At 37.4% G+C, this 19,249-nt stretch carries 19 protein-coding genes and 1 riboswitch; of the genes, 14 read left to right on the forward strand and 5 right to left on the reverse strand.

The window, feature by feature from the left end:
* Positions 1 to 13 precede the first annotated feature (13 nt).
* Positions 14 to 1,558 carry a PglZ domain-containing protein gene (locus C8J95_RS08790; protein WP_059154949.1) on the reverse strand — a complete coding sequence of 515 codons (1,545 nt, stop codon included), beginning with the start codon at positions 1,556 to 1,558 and terminating at the stop codon, positions 14 to 16.
* A 21-nt stretch (positions 1,559 to 1,579) separates the two neighbouring features.
* Positions 1,580 to 2,020, reverse strand: a complete 441-nt coding sequence (locus C8J95_RS08795) for a DUF1572 family protein (protein WP_107808011.1) — start codon at positions 2,018 to 2,020, stop codon at positions 1,580 to 1,582.
* Positions 2,021 to 2,161: 141 nt separating this feature from the next.
* Between C8J95_RS08795 and C8J95_RS08800 the strand changes: the two genes are divergently transcribed.
* From C8J95_RS08800 to C8J95_RS08835, 8 genes are all read left to right on the forward strand, one after another.
* Complete coding sequence (locus C8J95_RS08800) at positions 2,162 to 3,403, forward strand: HD domain-containing protein (protein WP_107808012.1); 1,242 nt, start codon at positions 2,162 to 2,164, stop codon at positions 3,401 to 3,403.
* Between the two features lie 32 nt (positions 3,404 to 3,435).
* Complete coding sequence (gene lpxD / locus C8J95_RS08805) at positions 3,436 to 4,473, forward strand: UDP-3-O-(3-hydroxymyristoyl)glucosamine N-acyltransferase (protein ID WP_107808013.1); 1,038 nt, start codon at positions 3,436 to 3,438, stop codon at positions 4,471 to 4,473.
* Positions 4,466 to 5,863 carry a bifunctional UDP-3-O-[3-hydroxymyristoyl] N-acetylglucosamine deacetylase/3-hydroxyacyl-ACP dehydratase gene (locus C8J95_RS08810; protein ID WP_034869797.1) on the forward strand — a complete coding sequence of 466 codons (1,398 nt, stop codon included), beginning with the start codon at positions 4,466 to 4,468 and terminating at the stop codon, positions 5,861 to 5,863. Before lpxD ends, C8J95_RS08810 begins: the two co-directional genes overlap by 8 nt.
* 7 nt (positions 5,864 to 5,870) lie before the next feature.
* Positions 5,871 to 6,662, forward strand: coding sequence for an acyl-ACP--UDP-N-acetylglucosamine O-acyltransferase (gene lpxA, locus C8J95_RS08815; protein WP_107808014.1), 792 nt, complete (start codon positions 5,871 to 5,873; stop codon positions 6,660 to 6,662).
* Positions 6,663 to 6,695: 33 nt separating this feature from the next.
* Positions 6,696 to 7,259, forward strand: coding sequence for an elongation factor P (efp, locus tag C8J95_RS08820; protein ID WP_107808015.1), 564 nt, complete (start codon positions 6,696 to 6,698; stop codon positions 7,257 to 7,259).
* A 77-nt stretch (positions 7,260 to 7,336) separates the two neighbouring features.
* A complete protein-coding gene (locus C8J95_RS08825) occupies positions 7,337 to 8,236 on the forward strand; it encodes a UDP-3-O-(3-hydroxymyristoyl)glucosamine N-acyltransferase (protein ID WP_107808016.1) in 900 nt (299 codons plus the stop codon).
* Between the two features lie 50 nt (positions 8,237 to 8,286).
* Positions 8,287 to 9,162 (forward strand): succinate--CoA ligase subunit alpha, encoded by an 876-nt coding sequence (gene sucD, locus C8J95_RS08830; protein ID WP_059324822.1) that lies wholly within the window; start codon positions 8,287 to 8,289, stop codon positions 9,160 to 9,162.
* 149 nt (positions 9,163 to 9,311) lie between these two features.
* The gene (locus C8J95_RS08835) at positions 9,312 to 9,980 is read left to right on the forward strand and encodes a porin family protein (protein ID WP_107808017.1); all 669 of its coding nucleotides are present in this window, start codon (positions 9,312 to 9,314) and stop codon (positions 9,978 to 9,980) included.
* A 100-nt stretch (positions 9,981 to 10,080) separates the two neighbouring features.
* On the opposite strand, the gene C8J95_RS08840 is transcribed toward C8J95_RS08835, so the two are convergent.
* The 3 genes from C8J95_RS08840 to C8J95_RS08850 form a co-directional block, all read right to left on the reverse strand.
* Entirely contained in the window at positions 10,081 to 11,370 is a 1,290-nt protein-coding gene (locus tag C8J95_RS08840; RefSeq protein WP_107808018.1) for an ABC transporter permease, read from the reverse strand.
* 65 nt (positions 11,371 to 11,435) lie between these two features.
* Complete coding sequence (locus tag C8J95_RS08845; protein ID WP_107808019.1) at positions 11,436 to 12,338, reverse strand: ABC transporter ATP-binding protein; 903 nt, start codon at positions 12,336 to 12,338, stop codon at positions 11,436 to 11,438.
* A gap of 46 nt (positions 12,339 to 12,384) precedes the next feature.
* Positions 12,385 to 13,386, reverse strand: coding sequence for an isoaspartyl peptidase/L-asparaginase family protein (locus tag C8J95_RS08850; RefSeq protein ID WP_107808020.1), 1,002 nt, complete (start codon positions 13,384 to 13,386; stop codon positions 12,385 to 12,387).
* A gap of 131 nt (positions 13,387 to 13,517) precedes the next feature.
* Positions 13,518 to 13,615: riboswitch (TPP riboswitch) on the forward strand.
* A 61-nt stretch (positions 13,616 to 13,676) separates the two neighbouring features.
* Between C8J95_RS08850 and thiS the strand changes: the two genes are divergently transcribed.
* The 6 genes from thiS to thiH all read left to right on the forward strand — a co-directional run bounded on the left by thiS (position 13,677) and on the right by thiH (position 19,029).
* The gene (thiS, locus tag C8J95_RS08855) at positions 13,677 to 13,883 is read left to right on the forward strand and encodes a sulfur carrier protein ThiS (RefSeq protein WP_059345333.1); all 207 of its coding nucleotides are present in this window, start codon (positions 13,677 to 13,679) and stop codon (positions 13,881 to 13,883) included.
* 28 nt (positions 13,884 to 13,911) lie between these two features.
* A complete protein-coding gene (gene thiC / locus C8J95_RS08860; RefSeq protein ID WP_107808021.1) occupies positions 13,912 to 15,720 on the forward strand; it encodes a phosphomethylpyrimidine synthase ThiC in 1,809 nt (602 codons plus the stop codon).
* The gene (locus C8J95_RS08865; RefSeq protein ID WP_107808022.1) at positions 15,717 to 16,298 is read left to right on the forward strand and encodes a thiamine phosphate synthase; all 582 of its coding nucleotides are present in this window, start codon (positions 15,717 to 15,719) and stop codon (positions 16,296 to 16,298) included. Before thiC ends, C8J95_RS08865 begins: the two co-directional genes overlap by 4 nt.
* A gap of 16 nt (positions 16,299 to 16,314) precedes the next feature.
* Positions 16,315 to 16,935 carry a thiamine phosphate synthase gene (locus C8J95_RS08870; protein WP_107808023.1) on the forward strand — a complete coding sequence of 207 codons (621 nt, stop codon included), beginning with the start codon at positions 16,315 to 16,317 and terminating at the stop codon, positions 16,933 to 16,935.
* Positions 16,928 to 17,692 (forward strand): thiazole synthase, encoded by a 765-nt coding sequence (locus C8J95_RS08875; RefSeq protein ID WP_107808024.1) that lies wholly within the window; start codon positions 16,928 to 16,930, stop codon positions 17,690 to 17,692. The genes C8J95_RS08870 and C8J95_RS08875 overlap by 8 nt, the downstream gene beginning before the upstream one ends.
* Before the next feature lie 227 nt (positions 17,693 to 17,919).
* Positions 17,920 to 19,029, forward strand: coding sequence for a 2-iminoacetate synthase ThiH (gene thiH / locus C8J95_RS08880; RefSeq protein ID WP_107808025.1), 1,110 nt, complete (start codon positions 17,920 to 17,922; stop codon positions 19,027 to 19,029).
* The last annotated feature ends 220 nt before the right edge of the window (positions 19,030 to 19,249 follow it).

Raw genomic sequence — 19,249 nt, forward strand, 5'->3', positions numbered from 1 at the left:
AATTTTGTCTTGTTTATTTCGGTTCCAAAATAGCAATCGGAATAATTACTTCTTCCAGAGAAATTCCACCATGCTGATAGGTGTCCCTGTAATAGTTGACAAAATGATTGTAATTCTTAGGATAAGCTAAGAAAGTATTGTTCTTGGCAAAAATATATTTAGAACTAAGATTACCTTTTGGTAAGAATAGTTTCTCAGGGAAATCTATTGCCCATACATCTTTATCCTCGTATGTTAAGCTTTTTCCGGTTTTATAACGGATATTGGTAGACGTCTCACGGTCACCAATTACTTTACTTGGTTTTTTTACATAAATAGTACCATGATCCGTTGTGATAACCAATTTGAACTTGTTCTCCGCTGCAAGTCGGATAATCTTCATCAGAGAAGAATTCTCGAACCAGTGTTCAGTTAGTGAACGGAAAGTTTTATCATCACGAATAAGCTGGTCAACGATTACGTTGTCAGTTTTAGCATGAGAAAGAATATCGATAAAGTTGTAAACAATAACTAAAAGGTCATTGTTTTTATGCTGATTAAAATCCTCATAGATTTTTCTCTCAAAGTCAGCATTTAATATTTTTAGATACTTCAGATGTTTGCCGGAAAGTCCTAAACGCTTCATCTGATCTTCCAGAAAGTCTCTCTCATGTTCGTTTTTATTTCCTTCCTCATTATCATTAAACCAGTATTCGGGGAATCTTTTTTCTATTTCTGAAGGAAGCAGCCCCGCAAAGAATGAATTTCTTGCATACTGTGTTGCAGTCGGCAGGATACTGAAATAATAATCTTCCGATGTTTTGTTGTAAAAACGAGTAAACAAAGGCTCTATAACTTTCCACTGATCATAACGCAGGTTATCTATCATCAGAAGAAGTACTTTGTCTTTCTCAACCTCAGGTTTTACTTTCTCTTTAAACAAAGTATGCGACATTAATGGCTTTTCGTTAGAGTTTAGCCAGTCTGCATAGTTGTTCTCAATAAATTTAGCGAACTGAATATTTGCTTCCTCCTTTTGACTAAGTAAAAGGTCTGAAAACTCATTGTTCAGGACTTTATCGAATTTTATCTCCCAGTTCAGAATTTTCTTGTAATATTCTGCCCAATCCTGAAAACTGTTCAGGTAAGAAAGTTCCATACTAAGGTTTCTGAATTCCTGCTGGTATTCCAGTATGGTCTTTTGTTCCACAAGATCTTCGCTCTGAAGATTCTTTTTTAATGACAGCAAAATCTGATTGGGATTTACCGGCTTTAGGATATAGTCCGAAATCTGAGAACCAATAGCCTGCTCCATCAGGTGCTCTTCTTCGCTTTTGGTAACCATTACAATTTTGATAGTGGAGTCTATATTTTTAATCATCGGGATTGCTTCCAATCCTGAAATTCCCGGCATATTCTCATCGATAAGCACCAGCTGATATTTTTCTTTTTCCAGAATTTCCAGCGCCTCATTTACATTGTTTACCGGAGTCAGAGCATAGCCTTTAGCCTCCAGAAATACCATGTGAGGTTTTAGTAAATCGATTTCATCATCTACCCATAATATCTTTCCTGACATAATTTCTTTTTATTTCTTTTTTTATTCTAATAATCTTCTGTGATAGTTAATCTGCCCAAGGTGGTAGCTGAGGTGTGCCGTAAGATGAGTAAAGAAAAACTCGGTACTCATTTTATCTTCGAAAACAACAAGCGGATATTCTTTTTTTAGATAATCTTCATTAAGATTGTTCAGCGTACTCTCTATTACCAGAATGGTATTGTCTATCATCTCTGTTAGTTGAGTTCTTGGGACATCCTTCAGAGAAAATTCAGCTTCTCTATTTCTTATATAACCTGTTTTACCGCTAATAGCACCGATAAAATGGTTGAGGTTTCCTATAAGATGCAGACACAAATTACCCGCAGAGTTGCTGATATGTTGTGATATTTTCCAGATATTTTCTTCTGACTGATAAGATTCGATCTCAGTTTTCAGCTTCAGAAGATCTCTTTTGAAAAGTATTTGTAATGTCTCAATCATCATAACTTTTTTATGCTCTTCAAAAATACGACCAAAAGTTCTTAATTAATAGCTAAAATGACAATTGATTGCGTTAAAAACCGTTAACTCTGTATGGAATTGACTACATTTGTGTAGCTTTTTGATGCTAAAATTTTCTGAATGGTTAATAAACTGAAAATCGTTAATGATCCGGTACACGGATTTATAAAAATTCCTTATGAAATACTTTTTGATGTTATAGAGCATCCATATTTTCAAAGGTTACGCAGAATTTCGCAGACAGGATTACTTTCTTTAGTTTATCCGGGCGCTATGCATACCAGATTTCACCATGCACTGGGAGCAACACATGTAATGTTTACAGCTCTGGAAACTTTGAAAATGAAAGGAACAGAGATATCTCAGGAAGAAGAAAAAGCAGCTTTATTGGCTATACTTTTGCATGATGTAGGCCATGGTCCTTATTCTCATGCATTGGAATCTGTACTGATGAACGATTGCCACCACGAGCGTTTATCCATCCTTTTAATGGAGAAGCTTAATGAACATTTTAATGGTCAGCTGGATTTGGCAATACAGATGTTTCAAGGGAAATACCATCGTAAATTTTTTAATCAACTAGTTTCTTCCCAACTGGACGTGGATCGTTTGGACTATCTGAAACGGGATAGTTTTTATACAGGTGTTACAGAAGGGAATGTAAATACCCAGAGAATTATCTCTATGATGAATGTACATAAAGATGAACTGGTTATTGATGCAAAAGGGATTTATTCTATAGAGAATTTCTTAACAGCCAGGATGTTTATGTACTGGCAGGTTTATTTCCATAAGACATCTGCAGTTGCAGAGCATTTACTTATAAAAGTCCTGAAAAGAGCAAAAGAATTGGCTGCACAGGGCGAGGATCTTATTGCTACAGAAAATCTAAGCTATTTCCTGAAGAAAAATAAATTTGATAAAATGACTGAGGAAGATCTCAGACGCTTTACCGAGATGGATGATTCAGACATTATGTTTGGGCTTAAAAACTGGCAGAACCATTCAGATCTTGTACTTAGCCATTTATGTAAATCAATTACTCAGAGACATTTTCCTAAAAATATTATTTCGGAAAAAGCTTTTGACCAAAAGACTGTGGACAAAATTATCCAAAAGACCAATGAATTCTACGGAATAGATAATGCGGAATGGCTTGTGGATCAAATCGAAAGAACTTTGCTGCCATATGATACGAACAAGCAGCCTATTTTTCTGAAAAGTAAATCCGAAGATGTTTTTGCATTAGATAAGTCCGAAAATCAGATATTAACCCAGCATTTAAAGACGCCCAGCACTAAATATATCTTATCTTTTCCGAGAGAAGTTTTACCTGTTGTAATTCAGGATCTGAAAAGATAAAATTATTCACTTTTTTAGTATCTTTGCAAACTATGGAATTTACTGCAGAGCAAATTGCAAACCTAGTTAAAGGTAAAGTTATAGGGGATCCTGAGACAAAAGTGTCCGGATTTTCTCAGATTGAGGAGGGTAGGAAAGGTAATCTTTCTTTCCTTGCGAATGCTAAGTATTTACCCCTGATGGATAATACTGAGGCCTCGGTCGTTATTATTTCGGAAAATTTAATAGATAAAGATAAAAAATATCCGTCTGCCCTGATTGCTGTGGAAGATGGATATTTAGCTTTTCAGGTATTGATGAATCTGTATCAGGATTTACAGTCAAAAAAGACAGGAATAGAACAACCTGCTTTTATCAGTGAATCTGCTAAAATAATGGATGACGTCTATATCGGAGCATTTACCTATATTTCTCATAAATCTGTTATTGGTGAAGGTTCACAAATCTATCCACAAGTTTACATTGGTAAAAATGTAAAGATTGGTAAAAACTGTCAGATTGATAGTGGTGCCAGAATTTACGATGACTGTGTAATCGGGGACAATTGTGTGATCCATTCCAATACTGTAATCGGTGGAGACGGGTTCGGTTTCCAGCCTACAGCAGATGGTTTCAAAAAAATCCCGCAATTAGGAAATGTAATTGTTGAAGACAATGTAGAAATAGGCGCTGGCTGTACTATAGACAGAGCTACGATTGGTTCCACAATTATAGGTAAAGGAACTAAGCTGGATAACCTTATTCAGATTGCCCATAACGTAAAATTAGGTGAGAACAATGTAATTGCAGCTCAGGCAGGAATTGCAGGCTCAACAACTATCGGCCACTGGAATATGATTGGTGGACAGACAGGAATTGTAGGGCATATTAATATTGGGAACCAGGTGAAAATCCAGGCACAAAGCGGAGTTAATAGCAGTGTTAGCGATCACGAAGTCCTTTACGGATCACCTGCAATTTCGGCAACTGACTTCAGAAGAAGTTATGTACATTTCCGTAATTTCCCGAATATCGTACAAAGAATTAATAATTTAGAAAACATAAACTCAAAAGATAGCACTAATGAGTGATAAGCAAAAGACTTTAAAAGAAGAAGTAACCCTTTCGGGAATTGGACTTCATACCGGTAAGAATGTAATTATGACACTGAAACCTGCAAAAGAAAATACAGGTTTTGTGTTTGTACGTACTGATCTGGAAGGACATCCTACAGTAGAAGCAGATGTTAATTATGTTACCAGTACAGAAAGAGGTACTTCCCTTGAAAAGAAAGGAGTAAGCATTCATACTTCAGAGCACGTTTTAGCAGCGTTGGTAGGGATGGATCTTGATAATGTTATTATCGAACTGGATAGTTCAGAACCTCCTATTTTAGATGGATCATCTAAATACTTTATTGAGGCCATTGAATCTGTTGGCGTAGAAGAGCAGGAACTACAAAGAGATTACCTTGTTATTAAAGAGGTATTGAATTATGTAGATCCAGCTTCAGGCTCAGAGATCACAATAATCCCTGCAGACAACTACGAAATTACCTGTATGGTAGATTTCGGAACTAAAGTTTTGGGGACTCAGAATGCAAGTCTGAAACATATTTCTGAATTTAAAGATGAAATTTCCAGCGCAAGAACATTCAGTTTCTTACACGAATTGGAAATGCTTTTAGATCATGGATTAATTAAAGGTGGAGACATCAGCAATGCTATCGTATATGTTGATAAAGAATTAACACCTGAAACTATAGAAAAATTAAAATTTGCCTTTGGTAAGGAAGATGTTTCTATCAGGCCAAACGGTATATTAGATAATGTTACCCTTAAATATCCAAACGAAGCTGCACGCCACAAATTATTAGACGTTATTGGTGATCTTGCTTTAGTAGGTGTTAAAATAAAAGGTAAAGTTATCGCTAACAAACCAGGGCACTTTGTAAATACACAATTTGCTAAAAAATTAAACAGACAATATAAATTGCAGAAAAAGAAAAATGTGCCGGATTTTGATTTGAAGGCAGATCCTGTTTATGATATAAACGGGATTATGAGACTTCTTCCTCACCGTCCGCCATTCTTATTAGTAGATAAAATCTTAGAATTATCTGACAGCCACGTGGTAGGGTTGAAAAATGTTACCATGAATGAACCTTTCTTTGTAGGACATTTTCCTAAAGAACCAGTAATGCCAGGTGTATTACAAGTGGAAGCTTTAGCACAGGTAGGAGGTATTTTAGTATTGGCTAACGTGCCGGATCCGGAAAATTACTCTACATATTTCATTAAAATGGACAATGTAAAGTTCAAAAGAAAAATTGTTCCGGGAGATACCGTTATTTTCAAGATTGAATTAATGGAACCTATCAGAAGAGGAATTGTTCATATGCAGGGATATGGCTATGTAGGAGATACTGTAGCTATTGAAGCAGAACTAATGGCACAGGTAGCAAAAAATAAAACCGAATAAGTAAGTGATGATACATCAATTAGCCGCTGTAGATAAAAGAGCAAAAATAGGAAGTCAGGTTATTGTAGAACCTTTCACAACCATCGCAGGAGATGTGGAAATCGGGTCAGGAACGTGGATCGGACCAAATGTAACCATTATGGACGGGGCACGTATCGGGAATAATTGTAAAATTTACCCCGGAACTGTAATAGCTGCGGCTCCTCAGGATCTTAAATATGAAGGTGAAGATACACAGGTAATTATCGGAGATAATACCACTATCAGAGAAAATGTAACGGTTAACAAAGGAACAAAAGCACTAGGATATACCAAGCTAGGTAATAACTGTCTTATTATGGCTAATGTACATATCGCACATGACTGTGTCATTGGAGATCATGTTGTATTAGTATACGGAAGTGGTATTGCCGGTCACGTAGAAATAGATGATTATGCATTTATCGGTGGGCTTAGTGCAGTACATCAGTTCTCCAGAATCGGAAAACATGTAATGGTTTCCGGAGGTACTTTGGTAAGAAAAGATATTCCGCCTTATATAAAGGTAGCCAGAGAACCTATTTCGTATGCTGGTATTAACTCTATCGGTTTAAGAAGAAGAGGTTTTACGAACGAGAAAATCTATGAAATCCAGTCTATCTACCGCGCTATCTTCCAGATGAAGAAAAACGCTACTCAGGCAATAGAATATATTGAAAAAGAGCTTCTTCCTACTGCGGAGAGAGATGAGATTATTACTTTTATCCAAAACTCGCCAAGAGGTATTGTAAAAGGATATGGTAATTCTTCAAAAGACTAGAAAAAAGAAACAAAAAAAAATATAAAATACTCAATGGCAACAACTTCAGACATTAAAAAAGGTCTTTGTATTGAATTTAGCAATGATATCTATAAGGTAATTGAATTCCTTCACGTAAAACCAGGAAAAGGTCCTGCTTTCGTAAGAACAAAGCTGAAAAGTGTAACCAACGGAAAGGTGTTAGATAATACATTTTCTGCAGGACACAAGATCGAAGAGGTTAAAGTAATTACCAGAAAATTTCAGTACCTTTATGACGATGAAAATGGCTTCCATTTCATGAACAATGATGACTTCACTCAGATCTATATCAACAAAGAGATGATTGAAAATGCTCAGTTTATGAAAGCTGGTGAAGAGGTTACAATCGTTTTAAAAGAAGCAGATGAAGCTCCGTTATCAGCGGAAATTCCACCAACTGTAACTTTAGAAGTAATTGAAGCTGATCCGGGTGTAAAAGGAAATACAGCGACTAATGCATTGAAAAATGCAATCGTTGAAACAGGTGCAAGAGTACTGGTTCCTTTATTTATTGAACCGGGAGAAAAAATCAGAATCAATACTGAAGACGGTAGCTACATCGAAAGAATTAAATAAGATGAAACTTTGATAGAATGTAGTTGTTGATTACAACTTAACAACTACATTTTATCAGATCTTAAAAAAATATACGAATGAAATTTAAAAAAGCTCAGAACCTGAAGACGATTGCCGATCTTATCGGAGCACGCTACGTTGGTGATGCTGAATTTCAGGTTTTAGGCACTAATGAAATACATCGTGTTACAGCCGGAGATATTGTCTTTGTCAATCATCCAAAATATTATGACAAAGCTTTAAATTCAGCTGCTACTATTGTTCTTATAGATCAGGAAGTAGAATGTCCGGAAGGAAAAGCACTTCTTATTTCTGAGGATCCGTTCCGCGATTTCAACTTAATCAATACCCACTTTACCAGAACTCAGGACTTCAAAGAAGAAAGACATAATCTTGAAGTTGGAGACGCTACTATTATTCACTCTTCTGTAGTAATCGGAAACGATGTGAAAATAGGAGATAACTGTATGATCCATCCTAATGTGGTTATTGGTGACAGAACAGTTATTGGTAATAATGTGATTATCCAGTCAGGAACTGTGTTGGGAGGTGATGCTTTTTATTACCGTAAAACAGCCAAAGGTTTCGAAAAACTTCAGTCTGTTGGACATGTTGTTTTAGAAGACGATGTAGAGATTGGTGTTAACTGTACACTAGACAGAGGTGTTACTGATGTTACACTAATCAGAAAATCTACCAAAATAGATAATCAGGTACAGATAGGACATGATACCATTATTGGTGAACGTTGTCTTATTGCATCACAGGTAGGTATTGCCGGATGTTGTAATATCGGAAACGATGTTACACTATGGGGACAGGTAGGTGTTGCATCTTCTGTAGCAATTGAAGATAAAACAGTTGTTTTGGCAACCTCAGGTGTTTCTAAAGACTTGAAAACAGGTACATATTTCGGTGCTCCTGCTGAACCGGCAAAAGAGTTCTATAAAAAAGCGGTGAAGCTTAGCAGGCTTTAATTAAATTTCAAAAATCTAATAAAAAATATTAATTTTACAAAAAATCAACAATGTCAGTATTAGTAAACAAAGATTCGAAAGTAATCGTACAAGGATTTACCGGTAATGAAGGTACTTTCCATGCAGGTCAAATGATAGAATACGGAACAAATGTAGTAGGTGGTGTAACTCCAGGAAAAGGTGGTTCTGAGCACTTAGGAAAGCCTGTATTCAACACTGTTGCAGAAGCTGTAGAAAAAGCAGGAGCTAATGTAAGTATTATCTTCGTACCACCAGCATTTGCTGCTGATGCAGTAATGGAAGCTGCCGATGCAGGTATCAAAGTAATCGTTTGTATTACTGAAGGTATTCCTGTAGCTGACATGGTAAAAGTTAAGGACTATATCCAGGATAAAGATTGTCGTTTAATCGGTCCAAACTGCCCTGGTATCATTACTTCTGACGAGGCTAAAATTGGTATTATGCCAGGTTTCGTTTTCAAGAAAGGTAAAGTAGGTATTGTATCTAAGTCAGGTACTTTAACATATGAAGCAGCTGATCAGGTTGTAAGAGCTGGATTCGGAGTTTCTACAGCTATCGGTATTGGTGGTGACCCAATCATTGGTACTACTACTAAAGAAGCTTTAGAATTATTCATCAATGACCCTGAAACTGAAGCTGTAGTTATGATCGGTGAGATCGGTGGCCAGTTAGAAGGTGATGCTGCTAAATGGTACAAAGCTTCTGGTTCTACTAAGCCGGTTGTAGGTTTCATCGCAGGTCAGACAGCTCCTAAAGGAAGAACAATGGGGCACGCAGGTGCTATCGTAGGTGGTGATGATGACACAGCTCAGGCTAAAATGAAGATTATGGCAGAATGTGGAATCAACGTAGTAGCTTCTCCTGCTGATATCGGTATTACTGTAGCAAAAGTTTTAAACAAATAATTGTTTGCTAAAAACATAAAAAAAATCCCGAATTTTCGGGATTTTTTTATGCCCTATAGGCAGTGTAGTACATATGTGACAGTCAAAAAGCTTATGTAGTGAAAGTTTTTATTATATTTGCCTCATAAAATTAAAAAAAACAGAATTTTATGAAAAAATTACTTTTTACTTCTGCATTAGCAATATCTACACTTTCGTTTGCTCAGATCGACTTCAACAACACCAGATTTGGAGTTAGTGCAGGGCTTAACCGTTCAGGAGTGAGCAATGCACACAGACCATCAGGTGCAAGATATACTTTTCAGGCAGGTGGATTAGCTTTAATCCCAATAGGAACTGCTAATCAGTTTTTCTTACAGCCAGAGGTATTATTCTATGGTGCTGGTGAAACAGGAAAAGACAGCGATTTTAAAAACGGAGATCGTAATGCTAATGGTTACAATGCAGTATATGCAAATAACTACATCAGTGTTCCGGTATACTTCAAAGCTTATTTCTCTGAAGCACCATCTGAGTTTTTTGCAATGGCAGGTCCAAGATTTAACTTCCTGGTAAATCAGAATGTTAAAAATGTTCCGGCTGACAGACCTTATTATGATCCTGATTATAATGGGGCTAGCAACTTTAATGGTAAAGCGGCAAGTTTTAACTTTGGGATCGGATTAGGAATAGGTTATAGCCTTAAAAGAGAATGGGAATTCACAATTAAGTATGACTTAGGACTTACCAATACTTACAAAGGTTTAGTAAACGAACTAAGCTCTAAGAGCAAGTCTGAACAAGTAGCGAGCGTTGGTGTAAGCTATATCTTCAAATAAGACAAATAACATTAATACATAAAAAAATCCCGGATCACCGGGATTTTTTATTTTATAGACTTATCTGTTGAATTTCAATCTTTCTAACTTCATAATTAGGCTAGCTTCTGATCCATTTCCAAAGCTCTTTTACCGAAGCTTTGTTGCCATACATCAGAATACCCACACGGTAGATTTTCCCTGCTACAAAGATCATAAACAGAGCCGATGTGGCAAGTAATGCCATGGAAAGTAATAATTGCCACATAGGTACACCAAATGGTATTCTGGCAATCATAGCGACTGGTGATGTTAACGGAATTATAGACAGCCAAAAAGCCAGAGGGCCTTCAGGATTATTCATGATGCTAAAGCTGCCATAAAGGCTCAGCATTAGTGGTAAAATCGCAAATAATGTGAATTGCTGGGTTTCTGTTTCATTGTCTACGGCAGAGCCTACAGCTGCATAGATAGAGCTGTAGAAGATGTATCCTAAAAGGAAATAGAAGATAAAAACACCGATAATCGTTACATAATCCATACCTAACAGGCTGTGTGATACCATAGTAAAGATCTCCTGGATATTTCCTAATTTGTCCATTGGTCCGGCAGCAGCAACTGAGTATTTTTGATTGAAAAATATAGCGGCACTTACCGTCATAGCAATCCATATAACAAACTGTGTAAGGGCTACCAGGGTTACACCCAGGATTTTCCCCATCATTAGCTCAAAAGGTTTTACAGAGGAAATAATAATCTCCACAACACGGTTGTTTTTTTCTTCTAATACACTACGCATTACCCGTACACCATACATAATGATAAACATAAATGTAGCATACATCAGGATACCCGCTAATGCAGATTTTACTCCGAAAAGAAAAGCATCATCATCTTGCTTTTTCTCCTTAAGGTTCTCCGTATTCAGTGTGAAATTCTGATTAAGATTCAGGATTTGTGATTCTTTTATACCCAGTTGTTGTATTTTAAGCTTTCTGATTTCATCGGAAATAGACGAAGAAATTTCTTTACGGGAATCGAATCCTATCTGCTTATTTGTATACAGTCTGGTTTGTGTTTCCAGTTTGCTGTAATCATTGTCCTCCAATTTCGGAATTACCAAAATACCGTCTATAGCTTCTGTTTCTGTTAAGGTTTTCTTTATAGTTTCAGCGCTTTTTTCAGATACATACTGGAAAGTAATATCACCAGTATTTTTCATTTTAGAAAAGCCTTGGCTATTATCAGCTACTGCAATGTTATAATGGGTTTTGTTCGCTTTGAACATATAGGTAATTACAGCACCAAATAATAAAAGCAGGATAGGGGCCATAAGGGTAAGTATAACAAAAGATTTTTTCTTTACCTGTGTAAGATATTCTCTTTTGGTAATAAGTATAATATTTTTCATAAGTTCAGTTGTTGGGATGAAATTTGGTTCGGCAGAACCACTTCGTTGAGTTTAAGATTAGAAATTTACTTTACAGCATTAATGAATACCTCATTCATACTAGGGATTTTCTCTTCAAAAACTCTTACTTTACCCGTTTTCAATAGCTCTTCAAGCAGCTCGTTAGTATTGCTTTCATTACGGATCTGGAAGCTTATCAGTCCGTTTTCCTGAATAATACTATCTGGTGTATATCTTGCTTTAAAGCCCTCAAAATTTTCAGACTGGATATCGGTAAGCACTACGTTGAACAAGTTTTGTTTAAACTGCTCGCGAACATCGAATACCTTTCCGTCCAGTATTTTATTAGACTGGTTAATCAGGGCAACATAATCACACATTTCCTCTACAGATTCCATACGGTGTGTAGACAAAATGATTGTTGTTCCCTGCTCTTTCAATTGCAAGATTTTGTCTTTAATCAGATTCGCATTTACAGGGTCAAATCCTGAAAAAGGTTCATCCAGAATTAACAGTTTAGGTTGGTGTAGCACAGTTACAACAAACTGAATCTTTTGTGCCATCCCTTTTGAAAGCTCAGACAATTTTTTCTTCCACCACTGGTCTATGTTCAGCTGCTCGAACCAATATTTAGCCTGTGTAATGGCATCGTGTTTGGACATACCTTTCAGCTCTCCAAAATAGGTAAGCTGGTCGCCAATAGTCATGTTTTTATATAATCCACGCTCTTCCGGCATGTAACCAATCTTTTGAATATGTTCAGGGCTTAATTTTTGTCCGTCTATAAAAATTTCTCCGCTGTCTGGTTGCGTGATTTGGTTGATAATACGGATAAATGATGTTTTTCCGGCACCGTTAGGCCCCAGAAGACCGTAAATACTTCCTGTTGGAACCTCGATACTGAAGTTGTTGAGTGCTACCTTTTTTCCTGCATTATAGGTTTTGGTAACATTTATAGCTTTTAGCATTTTAATTTTTTCTTGTTAGTTTTCTTTTCAGAAATTGTTTCAGGGATTATTTGTAGATATATACTTCTACTTCGCCTTTATCGGTTACTGTTCCGCGGTACATTCCCTCAGTATTGAATGGCATTGCTACATTTCCTTCTTTATCCAGTGCTATAAGACCTCCGTTTCCACCCAGTTTACCAATTTCATCGATACTTTCCTGTGTTGCTTCAGCAACGGGTTTATGGAGATATTTCATACGGTCTGCGGCTGTTTTGGAAGCTACTGTACGGATAAAGAATTCTCCCCATCCTGTCCCGGAAATTCCTACTTGTTCATTGGCATAAGTACCAGCACCAATAATAGGTGAATCACCGATTCGACCATACTTTTTGTTGGTCATACCCCCTGTAGATGTTCCGGCAGCAATATTTCCATTTTTATCCAGTGCTACAGCTCCAACAGTACCAAATTTATGATCGATGATGAAATAGTCAGGATAGTTTTCTTTATTATTCTGACCTGTCTTTTTAGAAGATTCCATGGCTTTAGCTTTTTGCAGGCTGTTCCACGCTTTTTCAGTCCAGAAGTATTTAGGATCTACAATTTCCAGTTTTTGTTCTTTTGCAAATTTCTCTGCTCCGGGACCAGCCATCATAACATGTTCCGATTTATCCATAACAGCTCTTGCTGCCAGAATTGGATTTTTTATAGTGGTAACACCGGCAACAGCACCAGCTTTCTGGTCTTTTCCATTCATAATGGATGCATCGAGTTCATTTCTTCCTTCATTAGTAAAGACAGCACCTTTTCCGGCATTAAACAGAGGAGAGTCCTCCATAACCATAATAGCAGCGGATACTGCATCTAAAGAAGATTTACCGTTTTTGATCTCGGCATATCCCTTTTGTAAGGCTTCTGTAAGTTTTTCGCGGTATTCTTTTTCTTTTTCAGGAGAAAGGTTGGCTTTGGTTATTGTTCCGGCACCTCCGTGGATCACCATCACATACTTTTTCTGGGCAAATGTTAGTGTCCCGAAAACTAATAAAGGAAATATAAACTTCTTCATTATGTAATAAATAACTCCAAATTTACATGAAATTTTCTATTTCTAAAATAATAGGGGGGAGTAATTAATGACTATCTGAATAAAGAATTTCGGGGATCATATACAACCTGTCGGTTTTTTTCTATCTTTGTAGACGACTTTAGGGGTGTCTGCAAATATGCGGGCTGAGATTTTACCCTCAGAACCTGATCCGGATCATACTGGCGTAGGGAAAAGTAAAATGTCTTCATTGGTGCTTTCTGCACTTTTGTGGCCATTCCTGAAGTTTTATATCTAAAATTTTAACAGGAATGGAACTCACAATTAATCACGAGAAAAAACATTACACACATTTACCTTCCACATTGGAAGCGCTAATACATCTGGAAGCCCGCGGCAAGTCCAAAGGTATTGCTGTAGCTGTAAACAATCAGGTTATTCCCAAAACCGACTGGGGCAATACTATTCTTCAGGATAAAGATTCTGTTCTTATTATCACCGCAACACAAGGAGGTTAATACTAAGTAAATAATAAAAGACAGAAAAATGAAGACAATCACACAGGCATCGTTGCCTAATTCTAAAAAAGTATACATCGATGGTCAGCTTTTCCCAATTAAAGTGGCAATGCGTGAGATTTCACTTAGCCCGACCAAGCTTAGTTCGGGAGGTATAGAAGTCAACCCGCCGGTTACGGTATATGATACTTCAGGACCTTATACCGATGATCAGGCAGTTATAGATGTTCGTAAAGGATTACCCAGAATCCGTGAACAATGGATTCTGGACAGATCGGATGTAAAAGTACTGGAAGGTATAACGTCTGAATATGGAAAAAAAAGACTTGCAGATACTAAGTTGGATGATCTGAGATTTGAATACAGTCACAAACCAATGGTTGCCAAAGAAGGAATGAATGTAAGTCAGTTGTATTATGCAAAGAAAGGAATCATTACCCCTGAAATGGAATATGTAGCCATCCGCGAAAATCAGAAAATTGAGCAGTTAGAAACCTCTACCAAAGGAATGGCTGCACAGCACCGCGGCGATAGCTTTGGAGCTAATACTCCCAAAGGGAAAATTACCCCGGAATTTGTACGCAGCGAGATTGCTGCCGGAAGAGCAATTATCCCAAATAATATCAATCATCCTGAGAGCGAGCCTATGATTATTGGGCGTAATTTCCTGGTGAAAATAAATGCCAATATTGGTAACAGTGCTGTTACTTCCAATATCGAAGAGGAAGTAGAAAAAGCAGTATGGGCATGCCGTTGGGGAGCAGATACGATTATGGATTTATCTACCGGAAAAAATATCCACGAAACACGGGAATGGATTATCCGAAATTCTCCGGTTCCTATTGGTACCGTTCCTATTTATCAGGCGCTGGAAAAAGTAAAAGGTGTTGCAGAAAATCTTACATGGGAGATTTTCAGAGATACGCTGATAGAGCAAGCAGAGCAGGGTGTATCATATTTTACAATTCATGCAGGCGTATTGTTGCGCTATATCCATCTTACAGCCAGTCGTGTTACGGGGATTGTTTCACGTGGCGGATCTATTATGGCTAAATGGTGCTTGTTTCATCATCAGGAAAATTTCCTTTACACGCACTTCGAAGAGATTTGCGAAATTATGAAGCGTTATGATGTTGCTTTTTCTTTGGGCGACGGGTTGCGACCGGGTTCTATTGCCGATGCTAATGATGCTGCACAATTTGCAGAGTTGGAAACTTTGGGTGAGCTCACCAAAATTGCATGGAAACACGATGTACAGGTAATGATAGAAGGGCCTGGGCATGTACCGATGCACATGATTAAAGAAAATATGGAGAAGCAGCTTGAAGAATGTGATGAAGCGCCTTTCTATACACTAGGACCATTAACAACAGATATAGCACCTGGTTATGATCATATTACTTCAGCGATAGGTGCTGCCATGATTGGCTGGTATGGCTGTGCAATGTTGTGTTATGTTACGCCAAAGGAGCACTTAGGTTTACCAAACAAGAAAGATGTAAAAGACGGTGTGATTACCTACAAACTTGCGGCTCATGCTGCAGATCTTGCAAAAGGACATCCGGGAGCACAATATAGGGATAATGCGCTGAGCAAAGCCAGATTCGAATTCCGTTGGGAAGATCAGTTCAACCTATCTCTGGATCCGGACACTGCAAGAGAATTCCACGATGAAACTTTACCAGCAGATGGGGCAAAAGTAGCTCATTTCTGCTCGATGTGCGGACCTAAATTCTGTTCAATGAAAATTACTCAGGAGATTCGGGATGCTGCCGAACAAGGAATGAATGAAAAGTCGAAAGAATTTATAGAATCAGGTAAAGAAATCTATTTATGATCATTGTTTTCTCTCCGGAACAGGAAGCAGAACAAGAAACCTTCTGGATCAATGAACTTTTTGCCAATGGACTAAGTTATTTCCATATCCGGAAGTATTGGCTGTCTGATGTTGCCATGCGTGATTACATTAGCCAGGTTGATGAAGATTACAGACATCGACTGGTTTTGCATTCTCATCACAATCTGGCGGAAGAATTTGGTATTATAAGATTGCATTTCAGGGAAGAAAGCAGATTAAACGGAGAACATATAAACTTTCAGGGAAAGTATATTTTGTCTACCTCCACTCATTCTATTGAAGAGTTTAATGCATTGGGTACGGAATGGACTTATGCTTTCTTATCTCCTGTATTTCCGAGCATATCCAAGCAAGGTTATGGAGCTGAGCACAATATTCTGGATGATCTAGAACAAAGAACCAATAAAAATGTTCAGCTAATAGGACTGGGGGGAATAGATGAAAATAATATAGATATAGTATTAAAATCAAGAGCAGATGGTGTGGCTATGCTGGGGAATATCTGGCAAAGTCTACACCCGCTTCAAAGTTTTTTAAGATGCAAAAACAACCTTTAATTCAAATATAGAATTTATGCTGAGCAGATTGCAATATATATCACAAGGAGCTAATGCAGAAGAGCAAGAAAAGAATATCCTGAAAGCTTTGTTAAACGGAGCAGACTGGATTCAGGTACGCTGGAAAAATACTGATGATAAGTCTTTAGAAAAACTATGTGCTAAAATACGGAACTACTGTAGTGATTTCGGAGCTAAATATATTCTAAACGATCATGTTACATTAGCTAAAGAAACGGGTGCAGATGGTGTGCATCTCGGGCTGGCTGATACTCCGGTAGCAGAGGCCAGAAGTATTTTAGGAAATAATAAAATCATTGGGGGAACTGCCAATACAATTCAGGATTTACAACAGCGTATCGATGAGAAATGCGATTATATTGGTTTAGGCCCTTTTCGTTTTACTTCTACAAAAGAGAAACTTAGTCCGGTTTTGGGGCCGGAAGGCTATAAAAATATTTTTAAACATTTTCAGGATCAACAAATCATACTGCCACCAGTATTCGCAATTGGCGGAATTCAGCTGGAAGACATTAAACTATTGCAGGATATAGGCCTGTATGGCGTAGCTGTATCCGGACTGATTGCTAAAAATCCTGAACTAATTTCAACCATTAAAACAATATTCAATGAGTAACTTACAAATAGCAGACAGAATTTATACTTCCAGATTATTTTTGGGAACAGGAAAGTTTGGGAGCATGTCCCAAATGACAAAAGCTGTAAAAGCTTCCGAATCCGAATTGGTAACGATGGCACTAAAGCGTATAGACCATCAGTCGGATTCTGATGATTTATTAACTGCTTTACAATTGCCAAATGTTCATCTTTTGCCCAATACATCCGGAGCCAGAAATGCACAGGAAGCTGTATTGGCAGCACAATTGGCGAGAGAAGCACTGGAAACAAACTGGCTGAAGCTGGAAATACATCCCGATCCCCGATACCTATTGCCGGATCCTATAGAAACACTGAAAGCTACAGAACAGCTGGCTAAATTAGGTTTTATCGTAATGCCTTATATACACGCCGATCCGGTATTGTGTAAAAGGCTGGAAGATGCGGGAACAGCTGTAGTAATGCCCTTAGGCGCACCAATAGGTAGTAATAAAGGTTTGCGAACGTTGGATTTTCTGGAAATTATTATTGAACAAAGTAATGTACCTGTAGTAGTGGATGCTGGTATAGGAGCACCTTCGGATGCTGCAAAAGCAATGGAAATGGGAGCAGATGCCGTTCTGGTAAATACAGCAATTGCTGTTGCCGGTGATCCTGTACAAATGGCTATAGCATTCAAAGAAGCTGTTATAGCTGGCAGAAGAGGTTTTGAAGCCCAACTGGGGGATATACATTCCGGAGCAGTAGCATCCAGTCCGTTAACCTCATTTCTATAAGAACTAATGGCTGTAAGCATAACACGAAGGCACTAAAAGCAATGAATAGGATACTGTTTTTAGATATAAGAAAAACAGTAAACAGCATAGTATGGACAGAAAAATCTTTGATTTTTCCTTTGTGTCCTAAAAGCAATGTTGAAGGTTCATATTAAGTTGTGCCGTTGCGTTACAATTTTCTGAAGAAACTTTTGTGTTTATTACTCTGAATTATAAAAAACGAATACATGAAAACATTTAAAAATACTTTTCTGCAATATGACTGGGATCGGATAAAAGACAAAATTTATACGACTACAGAGCAGCAGGTAGAAAGTGTATTGAATAAGAGGAAAAGAACGATTGAAGATTTTTTGGTATTGCTTTCTCCTGCGGCCGCACCTTATTTGGAGAAAATGGCACAAATAACAAAAAATCTTACTCAAAAGAGATTTGGTAAAGTCATACAAATGTATGCGCCACTTTACCTGAGTAATGAATGTCAGAATATCTGTACCTATTGTGGTTTTAGTCTGGATAACAAAATCAAGCGTAAAACTTTATCCAATACAGAAATTATAATAGAGGCTATGGCACTGAAAACAATGGGGATAAACCATGTTTTATTGGTAAGTGGTGAAGCCAATAAAACGGTAGGAATAGAGTATTTTCTAAATGCTATAAAACTACTCCGCCCGTATTTTGCAAATATCTCTATTGAAGTTCAGCCATTATCGCTTGAAGAATATCAGGCATTACACGATGCCGGTGTGCATTCTGTACTCGTATATCAGGAAACCTATCATGAGGCTGTTTATAAAGAATATCATCCTAAAGGAAAGAAATCTAATTTCGATTTCAGGTTGGATACACCTGACAGGATAGGGCAGGCCGAGTTACATAAAATAGGACTGGGGGTTTTACTCGGGCTGGAAGACTGGCGTGTAGATAGTTTTTTTAATGCCTTGCACATAGACTACCTACAGAAGCAATATTGGCAGACCCGATTTTCAGTTTCTTTTCCCAGACTAAGGCCTGCAGAAGGAATTATCGAACCTAAATTTATTATGAGTGACAGGGATTTGCTACAACTAATCTGTGCTTACCGGATATGGAATGAAGATTTAGAAATTTCGGTTTCTACTAGGGAAAATGAGAACTTCAGAAATAATGTAATCTCATTGGGAGTTACCACTATGAGTGCTGCTTCTAAGACCAATCCGGGTGGTTATGCTGTAGATCCACAATCTCTGGAGCAGTTTGAAACCAGTGATGAAAGAAGCATGGAGGAAGTGAAACACATTATCAGTAATGCGGGATATGATCCTGTAATGAAGGATTGGGATAAAGTTTTTTGAAGTATGAAGTTAGAATTTAGAAGTACGAAATATTTGCATCGTAAATAAATTAAACCACAAAAGTAACAAAAGAACGAAGTTTTGAGTTAAGCTTGGTACAAAAGTTCAAAAAAGGAGATTGTTAATGTGTTCTATGTTTTTGTGCTCTTTAGGTTTTCCACTTTTTAGATAAAAAACTTTTGTAGCTTTTGTGGTTGATATTGATGTATCCCATAATTAT

This window comes from Elizabethkingia sp. YR214 (assembly GCF_003058195.1).
Lineage (GTDB): Bacteria > Bacteroidota > Bacteroidia > Flavobacteriales > Weeksellaceae > Elizabethkingia.

Bases quoted from the DNA above. Each gene is read 5' to 3' on its own strand.
- C8J95_RS08790 (WP_059154949.1), bottom strand. From the start codon at position 1,558: ATGTCAGGAAAGATATTATGGGTAGATGATGAAATCGATTTACTAAAA.
- C8J95_RS08795 (WP_107808011.1), bottom strand. From the start codon at position 2,020: ATGATTGAGACATTACAAATACTTTTCAAAAGAGATCTTCTGAAGCTG.
- C8J95_RS08800 (WP_107808012.1), top strand. From the start codon at position 2,162: ATGGTTAATAAACTGAAAATCGTTAATGATCCGGTACACGGATTTATA.
- lpxD (WP_107808013.1), top strand. From the start codon at position 3,436: ATGGAATTTACTGCAGAGCAAATTGCAAACCTAGTTAAAGGTAAAGTT.
- C8J95_RS08810 (WP_034869797.1), top strand. From the start codon at position 4,466: ATGAGTGATAAGCAAAAGACTTTAAAAGAAGAAGTAACCCTTTCGGGA.
- lpxA (WP_107808014.1), top strand. From the start codon at position 5,871: ATGATACATCAATTAGCCGCTGTAGATAAAAGAGCAAAAATAGGAAGT.
- efp (WP_107808015.1), top strand. From the start codon at position 6,696: ATGGCAACAACTTCAGACATTAAAAAAGGTCTTTGTATTGAATTTAGC.
- C8J95_RS08825 (WP_107808016.1), top strand. From the start codon at position 7,337: ATGAAATTTAAAAAAGCTCAGAACCTGAAGACGATTGCCGATCTTATC.
- sucD (WP_059324822.1), top strand. From the start codon at position 8,287: ATGTCAGTATTAGTAAACAAAGATTCGAAAGTAATCGTACAAGGATTT.
- C8J95_RS08835 (WP_107808017.1), top strand. From the start codon at position 9,312: ATGAAAAAATTACTTTTTACTTCTGCATTAGCAATATCTACACTTTCG.
- C8J95_RS08840 (WP_107808018.1), bottom strand. From the start codon at position 11,370: ATGAAAAATATTATACTTATTACCAAAAGAGAATATCTTACACAGGTA.
- C8J95_RS08845 (WP_107808019.1), bottom strand. From the start codon at position 12,338: ATGCTAAAAGCTATAAATGTTACCAAAACCTATAATGCAGGAAAAAAG.
- C8J95_RS08850 (WP_107808020.1), bottom strand. From the start codon at position 13,386: ATGAAGAAGTTTATATTTCCTTTATTAGTTTTCGGGACACTAACATTT.
- thiS (WP_059345333.1), top strand. From the start codon at position 13,677: ATGGAACTCACAATTAATCACGAGAAAAAACATTACACACATTTACCT.
- thiC (WP_107808021.1), top strand. From the start codon at position 13,912: ATGAAGACAATCACACAGGCATCGTTGCCTAATTCTAAAAAAGTATAC.
- C8J95_RS08865 (WP_107808022.1), top strand. From the start codon at position 15,717: ATGATCATTGTTTTCTCTCCGGAACAGGAAGCAGAACAAGAAACCTTC.
- C8J95_RS08870 (WP_107808023.1), top strand. From the start codon at position 16,315: ATGCTGAGCAGATTGCAATATATATCACAAGGAGCTAATGCAGAAGAG.
- C8J95_RS08875 (WP_107808024.1), top strand. From the start codon at position 16,928: ATGAGTAACTTACAAATAGCAGACAGAATTTATACTTCCAGATTATTT.
- thiH (WP_107808025.1), top strand. From the start codon at position 17,920: ATGAAAACATTTAAAAATACTTTTCTGCAATATGACTGGGATCGGATA.